The organism is Mycoplasma struthionis, assembly GCF_003855455.1.
Lineage (GTDB): Bacteria > Bacillota_I > Bacilli_A > Mycoplasmatales > Metamycoplasmataceae > Metamycoplasma > Metamycoplasma struthionis.
This window is the reverse complement of the sequence record NZ_CP034044.1, coordinates 618657-636275: the sequence shown is the minus strand read 5'-3', so window position 1 is coordinate 636275 and position 17619 is coordinate 618657. Positions and strand designations below refer to the sequence as shown.

Annotated in this window: 12 protein-coding genes; 11 read left to right on the top strand and 1 reads right to left on the bottom strand. The window is 28.6% G+C overall.

Features of this window, described 5'->3' with window-relative positions:
- Positions 1-87 precede the first annotated feature (87 nt).
- A complete protein-coding gene (locus tag EGN60_RS02845; RefSeq protein WP_124724568.1) occupies positions 88-1872 on the top strand; it encodes a hypothetical protein in 1785 nt (594 codons plus the stop codon).
- On the opposite strand, the gene EGN60_RS02840 is transcribed toward EGN60_RS02845, so the two are convergent.
- Positions 1853-2197 (bottom strand): YigZ family protein, encoded by a 345-nt coding sequence (locus tag EGN60_RS02840; RefSeq protein WP_124724567.1) that lies wholly within the window; start codon positions 2195-2197, stop codon positions 1853-1855. The genes EGN60_RS02845 and EGN60_RS02840 overlap by 20 nt on opposite strands.
- Positions 2198-2233: 36 nt before the next feature.
- Here EGN60_RS02840 and EGN60_RS02835 point away from each other — a divergent pair, with 36 nt between their 5' ends.
- From EGN60_RS02835 to rpoC, 10 genes are all read left to right on the top strand, one after another.
- Positions 2234-3127: an RluA family pseudouridine synthase gene (locus EGN60_RS02835; protein ID WP_124724566.1), complete on the top strand. Its 894-nt coding sequence runs from the start codon at positions 2234-2236 to the stop codon at positions 3125-3127.
- A 56-nt stretch (positions 3128-3183) separates the two neighbouring features.
- Positions 3184-4104: a hypothetical protein gene (locus tag EGN60_RS02830; protein WP_124724565.1), complete on the top strand. Its 921-nt coding sequence runs from the start codon at positions 3184-3186 to the stop codon at positions 4102-4104.
- Positions 4097-5188 carry a hypothetical protein gene (locus EGN60_RS02825; protein ID WP_124724564.1) on the top strand — a complete coding sequence of 364 codons (1092 nt, stop codon included), beginning with the start codon at positions 4097-4099 and terminating at the stop codon, positions 5186-5188. Before EGN60_RS02830 ends, EGN60_RS02825 begins: the two co-directional genes overlap by 8 nt.
- Positions 5189-5347: 159 nt before the next feature.
- On the top strand, positions 5348-5764 hold the full coding sequence (rpsL, locus tag EGN60_RS02820; protein ID WP_124724563.1) for a 30S ribosomal protein S12: 417 nt from the start codon (positions 5348-5350) through the stop codon (positions 5762-5764).
- A 25-nt stretch (positions 5765-5789) separates the two neighbouring features.
- Positions 5790-6260 (top strand): 30S ribosomal protein S7, encoded by a 471-nt coding sequence (gene rpsG / locus EGN60_RS02815; protein ID WP_124724562.1) that lies wholly within the window; start codon positions 5790-5792, stop codon positions 6258-6260.
- A 23-nt stretch (positions 6261-6283) separates the two neighbouring features.
- Positions 6284-8377 carry an elongation factor G gene (gene fusA, locus EGN60_RS02810; RefSeq protein WP_124724561.1) on the top strand — a complete coding sequence of 698 codons (2094 nt, stop codon included), beginning with the start codon at positions 6284-6286 and terminating at the stop codon, positions 8375-8377.
- Positions 8378-8542: 165 nt separating this feature from the next.
- A complete protein-coding gene (gene rplJ / locus EGN60_RS02805) occupies positions 8543-9040 on the top strand; it encodes a 50S ribosomal protein L10 (RefSeq protein WP_124724560.1) in 498 nt (165 codons plus the stop codon).
- Positions 9041-9059: 19 nt separating this feature from the next.
- Positions 9060-9434 (top strand): 50S ribosomal protein L7/L12, encoded by a 375-nt coding sequence (rplL, locus tag EGN60_RS02800; RefSeq protein ID WP_124724559.1) that lies wholly within the window; start codon positions 9060-9062, stop codon positions 9432-9434.
- Positions 9435-9572: 138 nt separating this feature from the next.
- Positions 9573-13166, top strand: coding sequence for a DNA-directed RNA polymerase subunit beta (gene rpoB / locus EGN60_RS02795; RefSeq protein WP_124724558.1), 3594 nt, complete (start codon positions 9573-9575; stop codon positions 13164-13166).
- Complete coding sequence (gene rpoC, locus EGN60_RS02790) at positions 13166-17608, top strand: DNA-directed RNA polymerase subunit beta' (protein ID WP_124724557.1); 4443 nt, start codon at positions 13166-13168, stop codon at positions 17606-17608. Before rpoB ends, rpoC begins: the two co-directional genes overlap by 1 nt.
- Positions 17609-17619: the final 11 nt, after the last annotated feature.

Sequence of the window (17619 nt, the reverse complement as noted above, 5' to 3'; positions counted from 1 at the left end):
TTAACAAACATAAATAATTTTAGGTTTGTTTTTTTATAATGTTATAATTTATACAACTAATTTATTAAAATTGAAAGGTTTTGATTTATGAGAAAAATAAAAAAATTATTTTTAATAACTATGGCTTTATCTCCTTTAGCCATGGTTTCTATTGCGGCTTCTTGTCAAAAAAATAATAAAAATACTAAAACAAAGGTAGATGATTCAAGTGCTTTAAATGAAACACCTGAAGAAAATAATACGCCTACAGATCCTTCTTTATCAAGTAATTCTGAAGGCACACAAGATTTAAGTTCTTCTACAGCTTCATCTTCTAAAAATGAAGAAAGCACATCATCAAACCAAAGCAGTGTAACAAAACCAAATTCAGATGCTAGCGCAACTTCTTCAAATACAAATGCTAATGAAAATACTAACCAACCTAAAAACGTAACTACTGCACCTGAAGCTGATGATGATACACAAGCAAAAGAAACAGCTTTATTTGCAAAAGCAAATGTACCTGCAAATTTTGTTTTGGCTGTAAATAATAATTTACAAATTAGAAATGATATTAAAAATATTTCTACTATTGCTTTAAACTTTCAACTTTCAGATAATTCAAATGGATTATTAGCAATCTTAAAAAAATTATCATCATCAAACTCACAAACTTTTGAAACTTTTAAAACACAATTACAATCTTTATTAGAACAAGTATCAAATTTAGATTTAGAAACAAATGATATAAATAATTTATATGGATTAGCTAAAACCCAAAAAGCTAAAGAATCTCTAAATTTAAAAGCTAATGAATTAATCAAGGCTGTTATTGCTTATGCTAAAACTTTAAATCTAAGTGTTTTAGCTTCAAATAAAACTGAAGCAAACATTGATTATTTAGATTATGTAAAATTAGCAAAAGAAAGTGGTGAATTAATTTCAACATTTTCAAATTTTGCATCTGAAAAACCAAATGCAAATGTAAACATTAACGATTTTATTAATTATTTAGTTTCTAAAAAAGCTACATTACAAGATATCTTTTTAAATTCAAAAACAGGTGATGCTGCTAAATTAACAAAATACTTTTTAGAAATTTTTTCTTTATTAGTTTATAAAACCAATGTGGTCTTAAATACTAAATTAGGTATATTAAATTATGTAAAAAGTAAGCAAACAGATAAGGCTACTTCAGCTACTCAAAAATTTAATACTTTAAAAACAAACTTAGCTAAAAGATACGGAGCTTTAAAACCTATTTTAAATCAATATAATAGAACAAATAGAAATGTAATTTATACAAGTCTAAATAATTTAAATAATTTAGAATTTACAAATAGTCCAATTTTCAATTTTCAAAAAGTAATAGATCAATTAAACAAAATAAAAGGTACCAATACACAAGCTAGAGACTTAGTAAATTATTTAGAAACTATAAAGGAAGCAACAGTTACAAAAGGAAATAAAAAAGGTCTATCTGATTTAGTTCAGGATTTAGTAAGTTTATTAAATGTAAACTTAACAAATAACTGAACATTTGAAGACTTTACAAATTTATTTAGCAAAATAAATAATAGTACAAGCTTAGCAATTCAAGTTTATCAATATGCTAAAAAAGTATATGATGCTTTAGTTAAAGTTAAAGAATTAAGTACTTCATTTAATTGAAGTAACACACCTTTAAAAAGCCAAGAAACTCAATTTAAAACTAAATTAAATAACTATACAAACCTTCTAGATTACTTTAAAGAAAGTAAAGCTCAACCTAACTCAATATATAATTTACAAAATCAAGTTTTATTTTTAAATTCTTATTTATTAAATATGGCTTTAGAAAATTATGACATGTTTAATGCTGAAAATCTTAGACTTAGTCAAATAACAATTTAGCTGCATTTAAATAGGCTCTTAATAAATTACTTTTGCCTAATTCAATGCCTCCAAAATATCTAATAACAACTAGAAGTTTATTAGATATTTTTTTATTTTCTAATAAAGAATATAAAGGACGACCAGCTACGCCAGAAGGTTCTTTATCATCACTATAGCCTGTAATTTTTCCATTGCTATTTTCAATAATAAAAGCGTAAACTATATGTTTAGCTTTTTTATATTCTTTTTTTAAATCATTAATTATTTCTTTTATTTTTTCTTTATTATCTATATCAAGCAATAAAGGAATAAATTTAGATTTTTTAATTTCAAGCATTTTCATAACTTATATTATAAGCAATTTTGTTATAATTTAAATATGTTAAAAATAATTGCTAAATATTCAGAAAGAATTGATAAATATATTGCAAATAATTCAGAAATAACTAGAAATGATATTCAAGCACTAATTGAACAAGGTGCCGTTTTTGTTAATCAAAAAAAGATTAATAAAAACAAATATGTAGTAAATGAAAATGATGAAATTGAAATAATTAAATTAATTGATAAAGAAATAAAACTAGAAGCTCAAAAAATGCCTTTAGATATAGTATACGAATGTGATGATTATTTAATTATTAATAAACCATCAGGCTTAGTAGTTCATCCAGCACCAGGACATAAAGACTCAACTTTAGTTAATGCTTTAATGTATCATTTTAAAAATAATTTATCAAATGTTAATGGTTTATTAAGAATGGGAGTAGTTCATAGAATTGATAAAGATACAAGTGGACTTTTAATAATTGCAAAAAATAATGAAAGTCATAATTACTTTGCATCTTTATTAAAAAAACACGAAATAAAAAGAACTTATTATGCAATAGTAGATGGCATAATAGAAAATAAAGAATTACACCTAGATTTACCAATAGGAAGAGATCCAAAAAACCGTCAAAAATATTGTGTTACTGAAAAAAATTCAAAAAATGCATACACAATTGTTAAGGTTTTAAAATACTTAAAAATTGATAATAAAGATAAAACTTTAATTCAGTGTAATTTAAAAACTGGAAGAACACATCAAATAAGAGTTCATTTAGCTTATATAAAACACCCAGTTTATGGAGACCCTATTTATAATAAAAAAGTTGATGATTTTAATCAAAGATTACATGCTAAAGAATTATCATTTGTTTTTAAAAATGGTGAAGAAAAACATTTTGAGGTACCTTTACCTGAAATAATGGCTAATGAATGCACTAATAATTAGCAAAAATCATTGAAATTTTATATAATTATATTTATTTTATTAAGGAGAAAAAAAGCATGAGAGGTATTAATTTAGATGCATATAATGATGTAAATGAATACTATTCAAAAAATTCAAAAAGATTTATGGCTTGATTTGCTTCATTTACAGCTGTTTTTGCAATAACTATAATTTTACAATTAACTGCTTTATTACATTTTGTTATAAATAAAGAAAACTATTATGGACATTTTCTTTCTGAAATAACAAATCGTTTTGGAGCAGGCGGAGCAGATGAAAATTCTCAAAGAGTAATATTAAGAACTCTTTCAATGTATTCAATTATATTTTTATTAACTCTTTGAGTTTATATTTGACATATATATTCTTTCGCAAGATCGGTTATTCAAAAAAACTATGGTAATTATTCAATGCCTTTATTAATAATTTATAACTTTGTTTTTATCTTTTTAATTATTAATATTATTTTTAATGGTACAAGTTATTTTGTTATAGCACCATGAGACGTATCAAAAATATTATGAACTGTAGCAACAATTTGATTTATCATTATTTACTTTGCTGTTTTTATGAGATGTAAAAAGATAATCAACTCATTTAAATACTTAACTGCAATAATAAACCAAAGACAAATAATGAGTACAATGGCTAACAGTAATGATTCATTTATGGCGATGTTAAATGCCTTGCAACCAAATCAAAGCAATACACAAAAACCAAAAGAAACAGAAATGTCTCAAAACGAACAAAACCAAAATCAAGAAAATTCATATCGTACAAAACTTGCTAAATTAAATCAAGAACAATTAATTTTAATGGCTCAAAAACTAAATATTTTTGAACCAGAACAACTTAAAAAAGAAGAATTAATTGATAAAATAAGTAGTATTTTTGAAGATAATTCAAAACAAAATGAAAATTCTGAAGAAATAAAACAAGAAAATAAAGATGATAGTAAAGGAGAAACAAATGATTAATGTTTTAAATTATGCAGAAAATACATCTGCAGTAGCTACTAAAAGCAATAACTATTTATTAGCATTTGCAGGGTCATTAATTATTTTAATTGCTTGTTCTTTTTTTCTTTTAAAATATATAGTTAACTTTAAAAAGAGCATTAAAAAAACTCAAGAAATTTTAGGAAAAGATTTAGTTATTAAATATTTACAAGGTTTTAATTTTAAATCAAATGGACTTGTTAATTTTTTAATAGCAAATATACTAGCATTAGCTGCAATTATTTTCAATTCTGTAATGATTGGGAAAATCATTAATAGAAATGAACAATCAAATAATTATTTTCCAGCTTTTTTAGCAATGTTAACTTTTGCAATAATTTGAGTATTTACATTTAATTTATTAGTTTTAACTATTTATTTAATTTCATATAATGTAGCTCAATATAAACACAAAAAAGATTTAGCTGAAGAACTTCATTCTTTAAAAAATGAAAAACAATTAAATGATTTTAATTATCCAGAACAAATTAAATTAGACGTTAAAAAAATTGAACAAAATAACCCTGTTGCCCCAAGAGTTTTATCACACTTTATAATTTTTTATAATAACTTATTTAAAAAAGAAATGTCTTTAATAAAGACATATCAAGAATATTTAAATCAAACTTTTAAAATTAGATTCTTTAATGAGTCACTAAAAATAATAGAAGATCAACAGAAAAAAGATCTTCCAGAAGAAACTCAAACAAAAGCAAATGATTCTTCAATTACAAGCCAAATTGAATGAATGAAAAAAGCAGACGATAGAGCAAAGATTTTAAAAGAAACTGAACAATTAACAAAAATGGATAAAAAAGAATTTAACAAGCATTATGATGAATATCTTGCTACAGTTAGATCACAAGATCCACTATATCAACAAATTCAAAAGAATTCATGATTAACTTATAGAGATGGAGACATAGAAGATCTTTTCTATAATTCATCTTCGCCAATTTTCTATTCATATGATGATGGTAAAACTATTTTAGAAAAACCACTAAATGAATTTTTAAATGAATATCTAGAAAACTTAGAAAAAAAATTCTTTTCAAATAAATAATATAGTTTTAAAATAGACCTTTTTATTTAGGTCTATTTTTATTTAGTTAAAAAATAAAATAATTTTTGTTAAACACCGGTTTAGTTGTTGTATAATATACATGTATTTATATAAAATAGCAAATACCAAACAAATAAATCTTAAGAAAGGAAACAAAATATGCCTACAGTTGCACAATTAGTTAAACAAGGCCGTAAAGATAAAACATCTAAATCAAAAGCACCTGCTTTATTAAAGATGTACAACTCTTTACAAAAAAAAGAAAAATACATTCCTGCACCATTTAAACGTGGTGTATGTACTCGTGTGGCTACTATGACACCTAAAAAACCTAACTCAGCTATTCGTAAATATGCCCGTGTTAGATTATCAAATGGTCAAGAAGTTACAGCTTATATCCCTGGAGAAGGACATAATTTACAAGAGCACTCAGTTGTTTTAATCCGTGGAGGTAAAGTTAAAGATTTACCTGGGGTTAGATACACAATCGTTAGAGGTACACAAGATGCCGCTGGTGTTGATAAGAGAAAACAAGGTCGTTCAATTTACGGAACAAAAAGACCTAAAGGTAATTAATTAGAAAGTTAAGAAAGGAAAAAATATGTCAAGAAAACATAAAGCACCCGTTAGAGACGTTTTAGCAGATCCAGTTTTTAACTCTAAAGTTATTACAAAATTAATCAACACAATTATGTTAGATGGTAAAAAATCTATCGCTGAAAATATTTTATACAACGCTTTTGAAATTATTAAAAACAAAACAGGTAAAGAAGCAATCGAAGTGTTTAATGTTGCTTTAGAAAACATTAGCCCTCAATTAGAAGTAAGATCAAGAAGAGTTGGTGGATCAAACTACCAAGTTCCTTGTGAAGTTAGTGCTAAAAGAAAACAAACATTAGCATTAAGATGATTAATCCAATATGCTCGTTTAAGAAACGACAAAACAATGGAAGAAAAATTAGCACACGAAATTATTGACGCTTCAAACAAAATGGGTGGAGCAATCAAAAAACGTGAAGATACCCACAAAATGGCCGAATCAAACAAAGCATTCGCTCATTTCAGATGATAATCTTATAATAAGGAAATTTAATTATGGCAAGAGAATACAAATTACAAGATTACCGTAATATTGGTATCATGGCTCACATCGATGCTGGTAAAACAACAACTACAGAACGTGTTTTATTCCACACAGGAAAAATTCACAAAATAGGTGAAACACACGAAGGTGCTTCACAAATGGACTGAATGGTTCAAGAACAAGAAAGAGGTATTACAATTACCTCAGCTGCTACAACAGCTTACTGAAAAGGTAAAAGATTAAACATTATCGATACACCAGGACACGTTGACTTTACAATCGAAGTTGAACGTTCATTACGTGTATTAGACGGTGCTGTTGCAGTTTTAGACGCTCAATCAGGTGTTGAACCTCAAACAGAAACAGTTTGAAGACAAGCAACAAACTATGGTGTTCCTAGAATTGTTTATGTTAACAAAATGGACAAAATGGGGGCAAACTTTAAAGCTTCTGTTGAATCTTTAAGAAAATTATTAGGAGCAAATGCTCACGCTATTCAATTAAATATCGGTGAAGAAGCACAATTCGAAGGTATTATTGACTTAGTAGAAATGAAAGCATATTCATATGACGGTTCAGTTGATGAAAATGCTAAAGAAATTGAAATTCCTGCTCATTTAAAAGATGAAGCTGATTTAATGAGAGCTTCATTAGCAGAATCTCTAGCAGACTTTGATGAAGAAATCATGGAATTATTATTAGCTGAACAACCTGTTTCAGCTGAATTAATGAAAAAAGCTATTAGAAAAGCAACAATTAGCGCTCAATATTTCCCAGTAGTTTGTGGAACATCATTTAAAAACAAAGGTGTTAAATTAATGTTAGATGCTGTTGTTGATTATCTACCTAGCCCAGTTGATATTCCAGCTATGAAAGCATACAAAGGTGAAGAAGAAATTTCTATACCTGCTTCAGATGATGAATTCTTCTCATCATTAGCATTTAAAGTTATGAATGACCCATTTGTTGGTAACTTAACATTCTTTAGAGTTTACTCAGGTGTTATAACAAAAGGATCATACGTTTATAACTCAACAAAAGGTGAAAAAGAAAGATTATCAAGAATTCTATTAATGCATGCAAACAGCCGTTCAGATATAGAAGAAGTTAGAGCTGGTGATATAGCTGCTGCAGTTGGTTTAAAAGTTACAACTACAGGGGACACATTAATCGATGAAAAACACAAAGACATCGTTTTAGAAAACATGAACTTCCCTGAACCAGTTATTTCTCAAGCAATTGAACCTAAAACAAAAGACGCTTCTGAAAAATTATCTTTAGCTTTACAAAGATTAGCAGCAGAAGACCCTACATTTAAATACTACACAGACGAAGAAACAGGACAAACAATTATTGCTGGTATGGGTGAACTTCACTTAGACATTATTGTTGACCGTTTAAAACGTGAATTTAAAGTAGAAGTTAGCGTTGGAGCTCCTCAAGTTTCATACCGTGAAACAATTACAAAATCAGCAGAAGTTGAAGGAATTCACAAAAAACAATCTGGTGGTAAAGGTCAATATGGTCACGTTTGAATTAAATATGAACCAAACCCAGATGGTGGTTTTGAATTCATCGACAAAATTGTTGGTGGTAAAATTCCTAAAGAATACATTAAATCAATTGAAAAAGGTTTACGTGAAAAAATGGATATTGGTATTTTAGCTGGATATCCAATGATTGACGTTAAAGCTACTTTATTTGATGGTTCATACCATGAAGTCGATTCATCTGAATTAGCATATAAAATTGCTGCTTCTAAATCACTTACAAAAGGTCGTGAACAATTAGGAACAGTTCTATTAGAACCTATTATGGACGTTGCAGTTGTTGCCCCTGAAGACTTCTTTGGTGACGTTATGGGAGATATCTCACGTCGTAGAGGACAAGTTCGTGACAATGAAACAAGAAATGATGGAGCACATGTTATTAAAGCATTTATTCCATTAAGTGAAATGTTTGGTTATGCAACTCAATTAAGATCTATGACCACAGGTCGTGGAACATATCAAATGTGATTTGATCACTACGAAAAATTACCAAGAAACTTGGCAGATGAAATTATCAAAAAACGTGGTGGAAAAGTCGCAGTTGACGAAGATTAATAATTAAAATAGTAAGATTAATTTCTTACTATTTTTTTATAAAAAATATAAAAAATGTGGTAAAATACAAAAGCAATATATGAAGACAGTAACGGCACAAGCTTAATAATGTTACCGAGTATGTTTATTCGTCATATTTTGCAAATAATAATATAGGAGGAAAAAATGAGTGCTTTAAGAGACGCTAAAGTCGTTGTTGTTAACGAAATCGTTGAAAATTTCAAAGAATCTAAAGCTTTATTTGTAGTTAACTATAAAACATTAGATGTTGTTTCATTACAAACAATTCGTGCTGAATTAGCTAAAAGTAACGTTTTATTAAAAGTTTACAAAAACAGATTAGTAAAACAAGCTTTAAATCAATTAGAATTTTCTGAATTAAACGACTCTTTAGTAGGTCAAAATATCTTTGCATTTGCAAAAGAAGATGATTTAACATCATTAAAAGCATTAGCAAAATTCAAAAAACAATTCCCTGCTTTTGAATTAGTAAGTGGAATTTATGAAAATAAAGTAGTCGATGCTAAAGCATTAGATGAAATTTCAAAACTTCCTTCATACGAAGAATCACTTATGATTCTTGGAAATTCATTATTGAGCCCAATCAGAAATTTAGCTATTGGTCTTAATGAGTTAGTTAAACAAGGAAAAGTATCTGAATAATTTATTTAAGGAGAAAAACATGGCAAAATTAACAAAAGAAGAATTCGTTTCAGCATTAAAAGAAATGAACATTAAAGAAGTTATGGAATTAGTTGAAGGATTAAAAGAAGAATTTGGAATTGATCCTACAGCTGTTGTAGCTGCTGCTCCTCCTGCTGCTTCAGCAGAAGCTGCTGAAGAAAAATTAATCTTCAACGTAACTTTAAAATCAGACGGTGGAAACAAATTAAACGTAATTAAAGTTGTTAAAGAATTAACAGGTTTAGGTTTAATGGACGCTAAAAAATTAGTAGAATCAGCTCCTGCTGTAATTAAAGAAAACGTTAAGAAAGAAGAAGCAGAAGAAATCAAAGCTAAATTAACTGAAGCTGGTGCTGAAGTAACTTTAGACTAATAAATAAAATATAAACAAAACGGGCTTTATTGGCCGCGTTTTGTATTTTATTTTATATATATACATACGCGCGTATAGTATATAACAAAAACTGAATATAGATTAAAAAAATAAAAAATTAAAATAAATGAGGTAGATATGGTGAAAGCAAAATATGAACTAAGAAAATTTGGTCCAATTACAGAGCGAAGAGACTATTCAATTAGTCAAAAGAAATTCGCTACTCCAGACTTTCTTGAAATGCAAAGAACATCAGTAGAAAATTTTATCCATCAAGGCATCGAAGAAGAATTAAGAAACATATATCCAATCGAATCTCACGGAAAAGTGAGAATCGAATATGTTTGAAATTCTGCACATTTTGACTACCCTAAAAAATCTGAGTTCGAAAGCATTAAAGAAGCGAAACAAAAAGGATCATCATATCAAGGTAAATTAAAAGCAAGATTACGTCAAATAAATTTAGAAACTGGTGAAGTTGAAGAAAGTGAAGTAGTATTTGCAGAAATTCCTATCATGACATACGGTGGGTCATTTATTATTAACGGTTCTGAAAAAGTTATTGTTTCACAGTTAATTAGATCAACTGGAGCATACTTTGGTTTAAACGTTAGAAATAAAAAAGCTAATGACTTATTTAACAAAGTTGAAATTATACCTCAAGTTGGGTCATGAGTAGAAATTTATCACAAAGTAACTTCAGCAAACGCTGATTCAGTAAAAATTCATATTGACAAAAATAAATCATTTTTATTAACCACATTTTTAAAAGCTTTAGGTTTTTCTGAAACTGGTATTAGAGCTATGTTTGGCGATATAGCAGAATTAGAAGAAACACTTAAAAAAGATAAAATTGTCGGTTTAAGTTTAGAAGAAAGCACAAGAGAAGCTCAAGAAGCAATTTATAGAATCATTAGAAAAGGTGATCGTATGACTGTCGAATCAGCTAGAAACTTGATTCCTTCTACACTATTTAATGAAAAAAGATACAACTTAACACAAATTGGTCGTTTTACTTTAAATAGAAAATTAAATGTTATAGAAAGAATAGCAAACTCATTTTTAGCTGAAAGTATTTTTTCAGATAAAGGAGAATTACTATACAAAAAAAATGATTTTATAACATGAGATATGGCAAGAAAAATTCATGAAGAATTTAAATTAGGTATTATTCCTATGTGAAATCTTCCTGATATTAATGAATATGTTTATGGAAACCAATTAGAACAACCAGGAAACGAAAAATTAGCAAGTCGTTTAAGCGTTCCAAGTGTTTGAATCTATCCAACAGAAAATGATATGATTCATGATCAAAAAGTTTTAGTTTTAGGAAATGATCCTACAGCTGATGAAAACTTTTTATTAATTCCTGACTTAATTGCTACTATTTCATATTACTTTAATTTACTTTCTAAAGTCGGTGTTGATGATGATCCCGATTCATTAATTAACAAAAGAATAGTTACTATAGGTGAATTATTACAAAATCAATTTAGAGTTGGTTTAATTAAACTAGAAAAAAATACTAGAGAAAGAATTTCAACTAAAGATATTGATAAAATAACACCTAAAAATGTTACAAATAACAAACCTATATTTAATCAATTCAAATCATTTTTCAATACATCAAAACTATCTCAATTTATGGATCAATGTAATCCATTAGCAGAAATTTCAAACAAAAGAAGAATTACTTCATTAGGACCTAGAGGGTTAAATCGTGATACTGCACAATTTGAAGTTCGGGACGTTCACCCAACTCACTTTGGTAGAATTTGTCCAATTGAAACACCAGAAGGACCTAACATCGGTTTGATTTTAAACCTAGCTTCATTTTCACAAATCGACAAATTTGGTTTTATTCAATCACCATATTTTAGAGTAAGAAATAGAAGAGTTGATTTTAGTGAACCTGTATACCTAACAGCAATTGAAGAAGCAGGATTTACTTTTGCTCAGTCAACAGTTAACATTGAAGATGGTGTTATAGTTGATGAAAGAGTTATGGCTAGAAAAGATAATGAATTTATAGAAGTATCAGCTGATGATGTTGATTATTTAGGAGTTTCATCACGTCAAATGACATCTATAGCTGCTTCAGCAATTCCATTTCTAGAAAATGACGATGCTAACCGGGCACTTATGGGTTCTAACATGCAACGTCAAGCAGTTCCAGTTTTATTCCCTGAAGCTCCTTTAGTTGCAACAGGTGTAGAAGCTGATATAGCAAAATATTCTTCAACAAATATCAGAGCAAATAGAGCTGGCATAGTTGAATATGTTGATGCTGAAGTTATAAAAATAAAGCCAGAAGATGCATCAAAAAATTCAAAATTAGATTTATATCATTTAAGAACTTTTGAAAGATCTAACCAAGGAACATTAATTCACCAAGTTCCATTAGTTAAAAAAGGTCAACACATCGAAGCAGGTGATTTATTAGTAGATGGCCCATCTATGAAAAACGGTGAAATGGCATTAGGTAAAAACGTTTTAGTCGGTTTTACAACATGACATGGTTATAACTATGAAGATGCCGTTGTTTTATCAGAAAGATTAGTTAAAGATGATGTTTATACTTCAATTCACATAGAAGAACAAACAATTCAATTTAGACAATCTAAAGCTGGTGAAGACTGATTAACAACTGATATTCCTAATGTTTCAAACCACGCTAAGAGATTTTTAAATGAAAACGGAATCGTTAGAGTTGGTTCAGAAGTTACAGCAGGAGATATATTAGTTGGTAGAACAAGTCCAAAAGGTGAAGAAAACCCAACTCCTGAAGAAAAATTGATGGCTGCAATTTTTGGCCAAAAAACAGCATCAAGAAAAGATACATCATTAAAAGTAAAACACGGTCATAACGGAACTGTTGTTGCAGTAGAAGTTTTAAGTCGTGAAAGTGGTGATCAATTAGAAGACGGAATTGAAATTATTGTTAAAGTATCAATAGCTCAAAAACGTAAAATTAAAGTTGGGGATAAAATGGCTGGACGTCATGGTAATAAAGGGGTTGTTTCTATTGTTTTACCAGTAGAAGAAATGCCTTATTTAGAAGACGGTACTCCATTAGATATCGTTTTAAACCCACAAGGGGTTCCTTCACGTATGAATATCGGTCAAGTTTTAGAATTACATTTAGGTTTAGCTGCTAAAAAACTAAATACTAAATTCGTAACTCCTATTTTTGACGGTATTTCACATAATCAAATTAAAGAAATTTTAGAAGAAGCAAACATCGATGCTAGCGGAAAATCAGTAGTATATGATGGTCAAACTGGTCAACCATTTGATCACCCAATTTCTGTTGGTATAATGTATTATTTAAAACTTTACCACATGGTAGATGACAAAATGCACGCACGTTCAGTTGGTCCTTATTCATTAATTACCCAACAACCTCTTGGAGGAAAAAGTCAAAACGGGGGACAAAGATTTGGGGAAATGGAAACATGAGCAATTGAATCATATGGTGCAGCAAATGTTTTACAAGAATTATTAACATACAAATCAGATAATATTGCGGGAAGAAATCAATTGTATAATGCATTAGCAAGAAATACAAGATTACCAAAACCAGGTATGCCTGAATCATTTAACGTTTTATCTTACGAATTACGTAGTTTAGGAATTAAATTACAAGCACATCAAAAAGATGAAAATCGTCAAGATGATGATGGAAGATCAGAAACTAAATATTATCAAGAATTTGAAGGAGGAGCAGAATAATGAAAAAGAATTCAAAATACGAATCTTTAGATGAAGAAAGAATAACTAGAATTTCATTAGCATTGGCTACTCCAGAAGATGTTGAAAAATGATCTCATGGTGAAGTTACAAAACCAGAAACTATTAACTACAAAAGCTATAAACCAGAACGAGGTGGGCTATTTGATGAAATAATTTTTGGTCCAATGATTGACTACCGTTGTCCAGTTTGTGGATATAAATACAAAAAAATTAATGAAGGTAGTTACTGTACAAGAACTGAATTATGTAAAAGAGAAAATGTTCAAATTTTACCTAAAATAGCAAGAAGAAATCACATGGGTCATATTAAATTAAATAGCCCTGTTGTTCACTTTTGATATTTTAAAGTTGACCACTCAATTTTATATAAATTATTAGGTTTACGTTCATCAAATGGTAGCGATACTGTTAGAAGAGAAGAATTAGAAAACTTAATTTATTACAAAAGCCATATAGTTTTAGAAGATGGTGGACTAAAATCATTACCTAAAAATCAAATAATTGAAATTAATGAAGCTGCTATTATATATAAAGCAGCTTTAGAAGAATTAATTCAAAGATTTGAAAAAGGTAGCGAAGAATATGAAGATATTCATGAAACCTTAGAAGCATTAGTAGAAAAAGCTACTTCAAAAATTGGTCAAGAATATGGAATTGACTTTTATGAATTAAATGAAGTTATTGAACATTATTCAAATGCAAAAATTGGTACAGGTGCTTTAGCTATTGAATATTTATTAAAAAAATTAGATTTAAGAGCTGAAAAAGCATATGTTTCTGGAGAAATTGAAAAATTAAATCTAGAAGAAAATGCAAACCCTGAAAGATTTGCATCAACTTCACGTCAGAGTCGTGAAAAATTATATAAGAGACTACAAGTTATTAATGCATTTATTGAATCAAAACAAGATCCAACAAGTATGTTAATTTATAACTTACCTGTTATTCCAGCTGATTTAAGACCTTTAATTCAGTTAGATGGTGGTCGTCACTCAACTTCTGATATTAACGAATTATACCGTCGTGTAATTATTAGAAATAACCGTCTACAACAATGACAAGAAAAAGATGCTCCTACTTTAGTTTTACAAAACGAACTTAGAATGATTCAAGAAGCAGTTGATGCATTAATTGATAACCAAAGAAGAACACCAAATCCTGTTTTATCAAAAGACAATCGTCCATTTAAATCAATTTCAGATGCTTTAACTGGTAAAAAAGGTCGTTTTAGACAAAACTTATTAGGTAAACGGGTAGACTATTCAGGTCGTTCTGTTATCGTTGTTGGACCTACTTTAAAAATGCATCAATGTGGTATACCTCGTGAAATGGCTGCAAAATTATTCGAACCTTGAATAATTGCGCGTCTAATTGAAAAAGAAGTTGCTACAACTATTAAAAACGCTAAAAAAATAATTGAAGATCAAAATCCAATTATTTGACCTCACGTTGCAAAAGCAATTGAAGGAAAATTAGTTCTTTTAAACCGGGCACCTACTTTACATAGACTTTCAATTCAAGCTTTTGAACCTGTTTTAGTACGTGGTAAAGCTATTAGATTGCACCCATTAGTATGTACCCCATTTAACGCTGACTTCGATGGTGACCAAATGGCTGTTCACGTTCCTATTTCTGAAAAAGCACTTTTAGAAAGTCGTGAATTAATGTTAGCTAATAAAAACATTTTAGGTCCTAAAGATGGTGAACCTATTATTAACCCATCTCAAGATATGGTTTTAGGTTTATACTACTTAACAATAGAAGAAAGTGAAGCTTTAGGTGAAGGAAGAGTGTTTGATAATTATGAACACATGATGAGAGCATATGAAGCTAAAAAAGTTTCATTACATGCTAGAGTTGCTTTACCAGCAAATGAAGTAAAAGCATCTAAATTATTTGTTCCTCATCCTAAACAACAATATGTAATTTCAACAGTTGGTAAATTCATTTTTAATAGAATTTTCCCTGAAACATTCCCATTTATTTACGATAATAAAGTAAATAAAGCAACTTCATTAGATGAATATAGTATTGGTTTTTCACGTTATGTAGTTCCTGCTGGTACAAATATTCCAAATTACATTAAATTTGAACTTTCAATTTTAGAAGCATTTAATAAAAAGAATATTGCTAAAATTATTCGTTTTGCTTTTGATAAATACGTTGCAACAATTTCAATGAGCGACGTTGCAAAAGTAATCGATCTTTTAAATGACAACATAGATCCAAATGATTCAATGATTTATTATTTAGAACTAAAAACATACGAAAACAAAAAAATCAATGGTGAACATGCTATTCTACTTTCTAAATTTACAGCTGAAGAAAAAGCTAGAGTTGAACAACTTAACCCAGAAAGAATCAATTCAAGAACTTTCATTCCTTTAACAGCTGAAGAAAAAGCTAAAATTTTAGATGGTGTTTGATTTAAATATACAAACATTGTTGCATCTATTCTAGATGACATTAAACAATTAGGATTTGATTATTCAACAATTTCAGGTATTTCAATTTCATTCTCTGATATTTTAGAAACTGATAAAAAACAAGAATATATAGCAGAAGGTGATGAATACATTAATCAACTTAAAAATTACTACAATTTAGGTTGAATTACTGATGATGATCGTTACTCATTAACAATTAAAAAATGAGCTGAAGTGAAAGATAAAATTCAAGCTGAACTTCAACAAATTATTAAAGAAAACCCACAAAACTCAGTTATAACTATGATTAACTCAGGGGCTCGTGGTAATATTTCTAACTTCGTTCAATTAGCTGGTATGCGGGGATTAATGGCTAACAACACCAAAACTACCAAAGCCGATGCTAAAAACGATAGAGTTGTTAGATCAACAGTTGAAGTTCCAGTTAAATCATCATTTATTGAAGGTCTAACAGGATTTGAATTCTATTCATCAACTCACGGGGCTCGTAAAGGGTTAACCGATACTGCCTTAAACACTGCAAAATCTGGTTATTTAACACGTAGACTAGTTGACGTTGCTCAGAATATAGTTGTTAGAGAGAAAAACTGTGGTTCTGATTATGGTTATGTAGCAAAAGATATAATTGATACAAAAACAAAACAAACCATCGTTTCATTAAGAGAAAGAATAATTGGTCGTTTTACAAATAAACCAATTATAAATTCAAAAGGTATCACAATTTGTGATAGAAATGAATTAATAAGCGAAGAAAAAGCACAAATTATTATTAAAGATAATATAAAAGAAGTTGAAATTAGATCAATTCTTGGTTGCAACACTAGAAATGGTGTATGTAAAATGTGTTTTGGTAAAGACTTAGCAACAAATAGAGTTGTTAATATCGGTGAAGCAGTTGGTATTATCGCTGCTCAATCAATCGGTGAACCTGGTACTCAGCTAACCATGAGAACCTTCCATACTGGTGGGGTTGCTGGTGTTGAAGATATTACTGGTGGTTTTACTAGATTAATTGAGTTAATCGATGCTCACGAACAACCATGAGGTCGTCCTGCAACTATTTCTCCATATCAAGGTTATGTAACTGAAATTAAAGTAGATGAAAAAAATAATACTTTATACTATGTAACTATTGAAACAAGAAATAAAAAACGTCAAGTTATTGCAACTCATACTTTAGAAGTTAATACAACTAAAAAATTAAGAGTTAAAGAAGGCGATTTTGTAAAAATAGGTCAAAAACTTTCAGAAGGTCCTATTATTCTAAAAGAGTTATTAAACCTAACTGATACAATTACAGTTCAAAACTACTTATTAAAAGAAATTCAAAGAATTTACAGAATTCAAGGTATTGCAATTTCTGATAAATATATTGAAATTATTATTCGTCAAATGATGTCAAAAATTATCATCTCAGATCCAGGAGATTCAAAATTCTTTGCTGGAGCTATTGTAGATATTTTCGATTATCAAGAAGAAAATGCTCATTTATTAACAAAAAATCTAAGACCAGCATATGGAAAAGTTGTTATTAAAGGTGCTAAACAAGTTCCTTTATTATCTGACTCATTCTTAGCTGCTGCTTCATATCAAGAAACAAGCAAAATCTTAGTTCATGCCGCTATTTCATCACGTTCAGATAATTTAACTGGATTAAAAGAAAACATTATTGTTGGTAAAAAAATACCTTCAGGAACCTCTTTATATCCATTTGAAGAACACTCTAAATATGATATTAGACCATCAATTTCATATTTCAAAACTCAAATAGAAGAAAATGAAGAAGATGATTCTGATACAGAAGAACTAGATATTGAATCATTAACAAACCAATTTGTAAATGATTTTTCAACTAGCGAAGATTATTTAGAAGATGAAGAAAATCAAGAAGATTATGAAAACGATGATGATAGTTTAGATGTTAATGAAGATAGTGAAAACTTAGATGATAATTACAGTGATGATGAAGAATAAAAAATCAAATA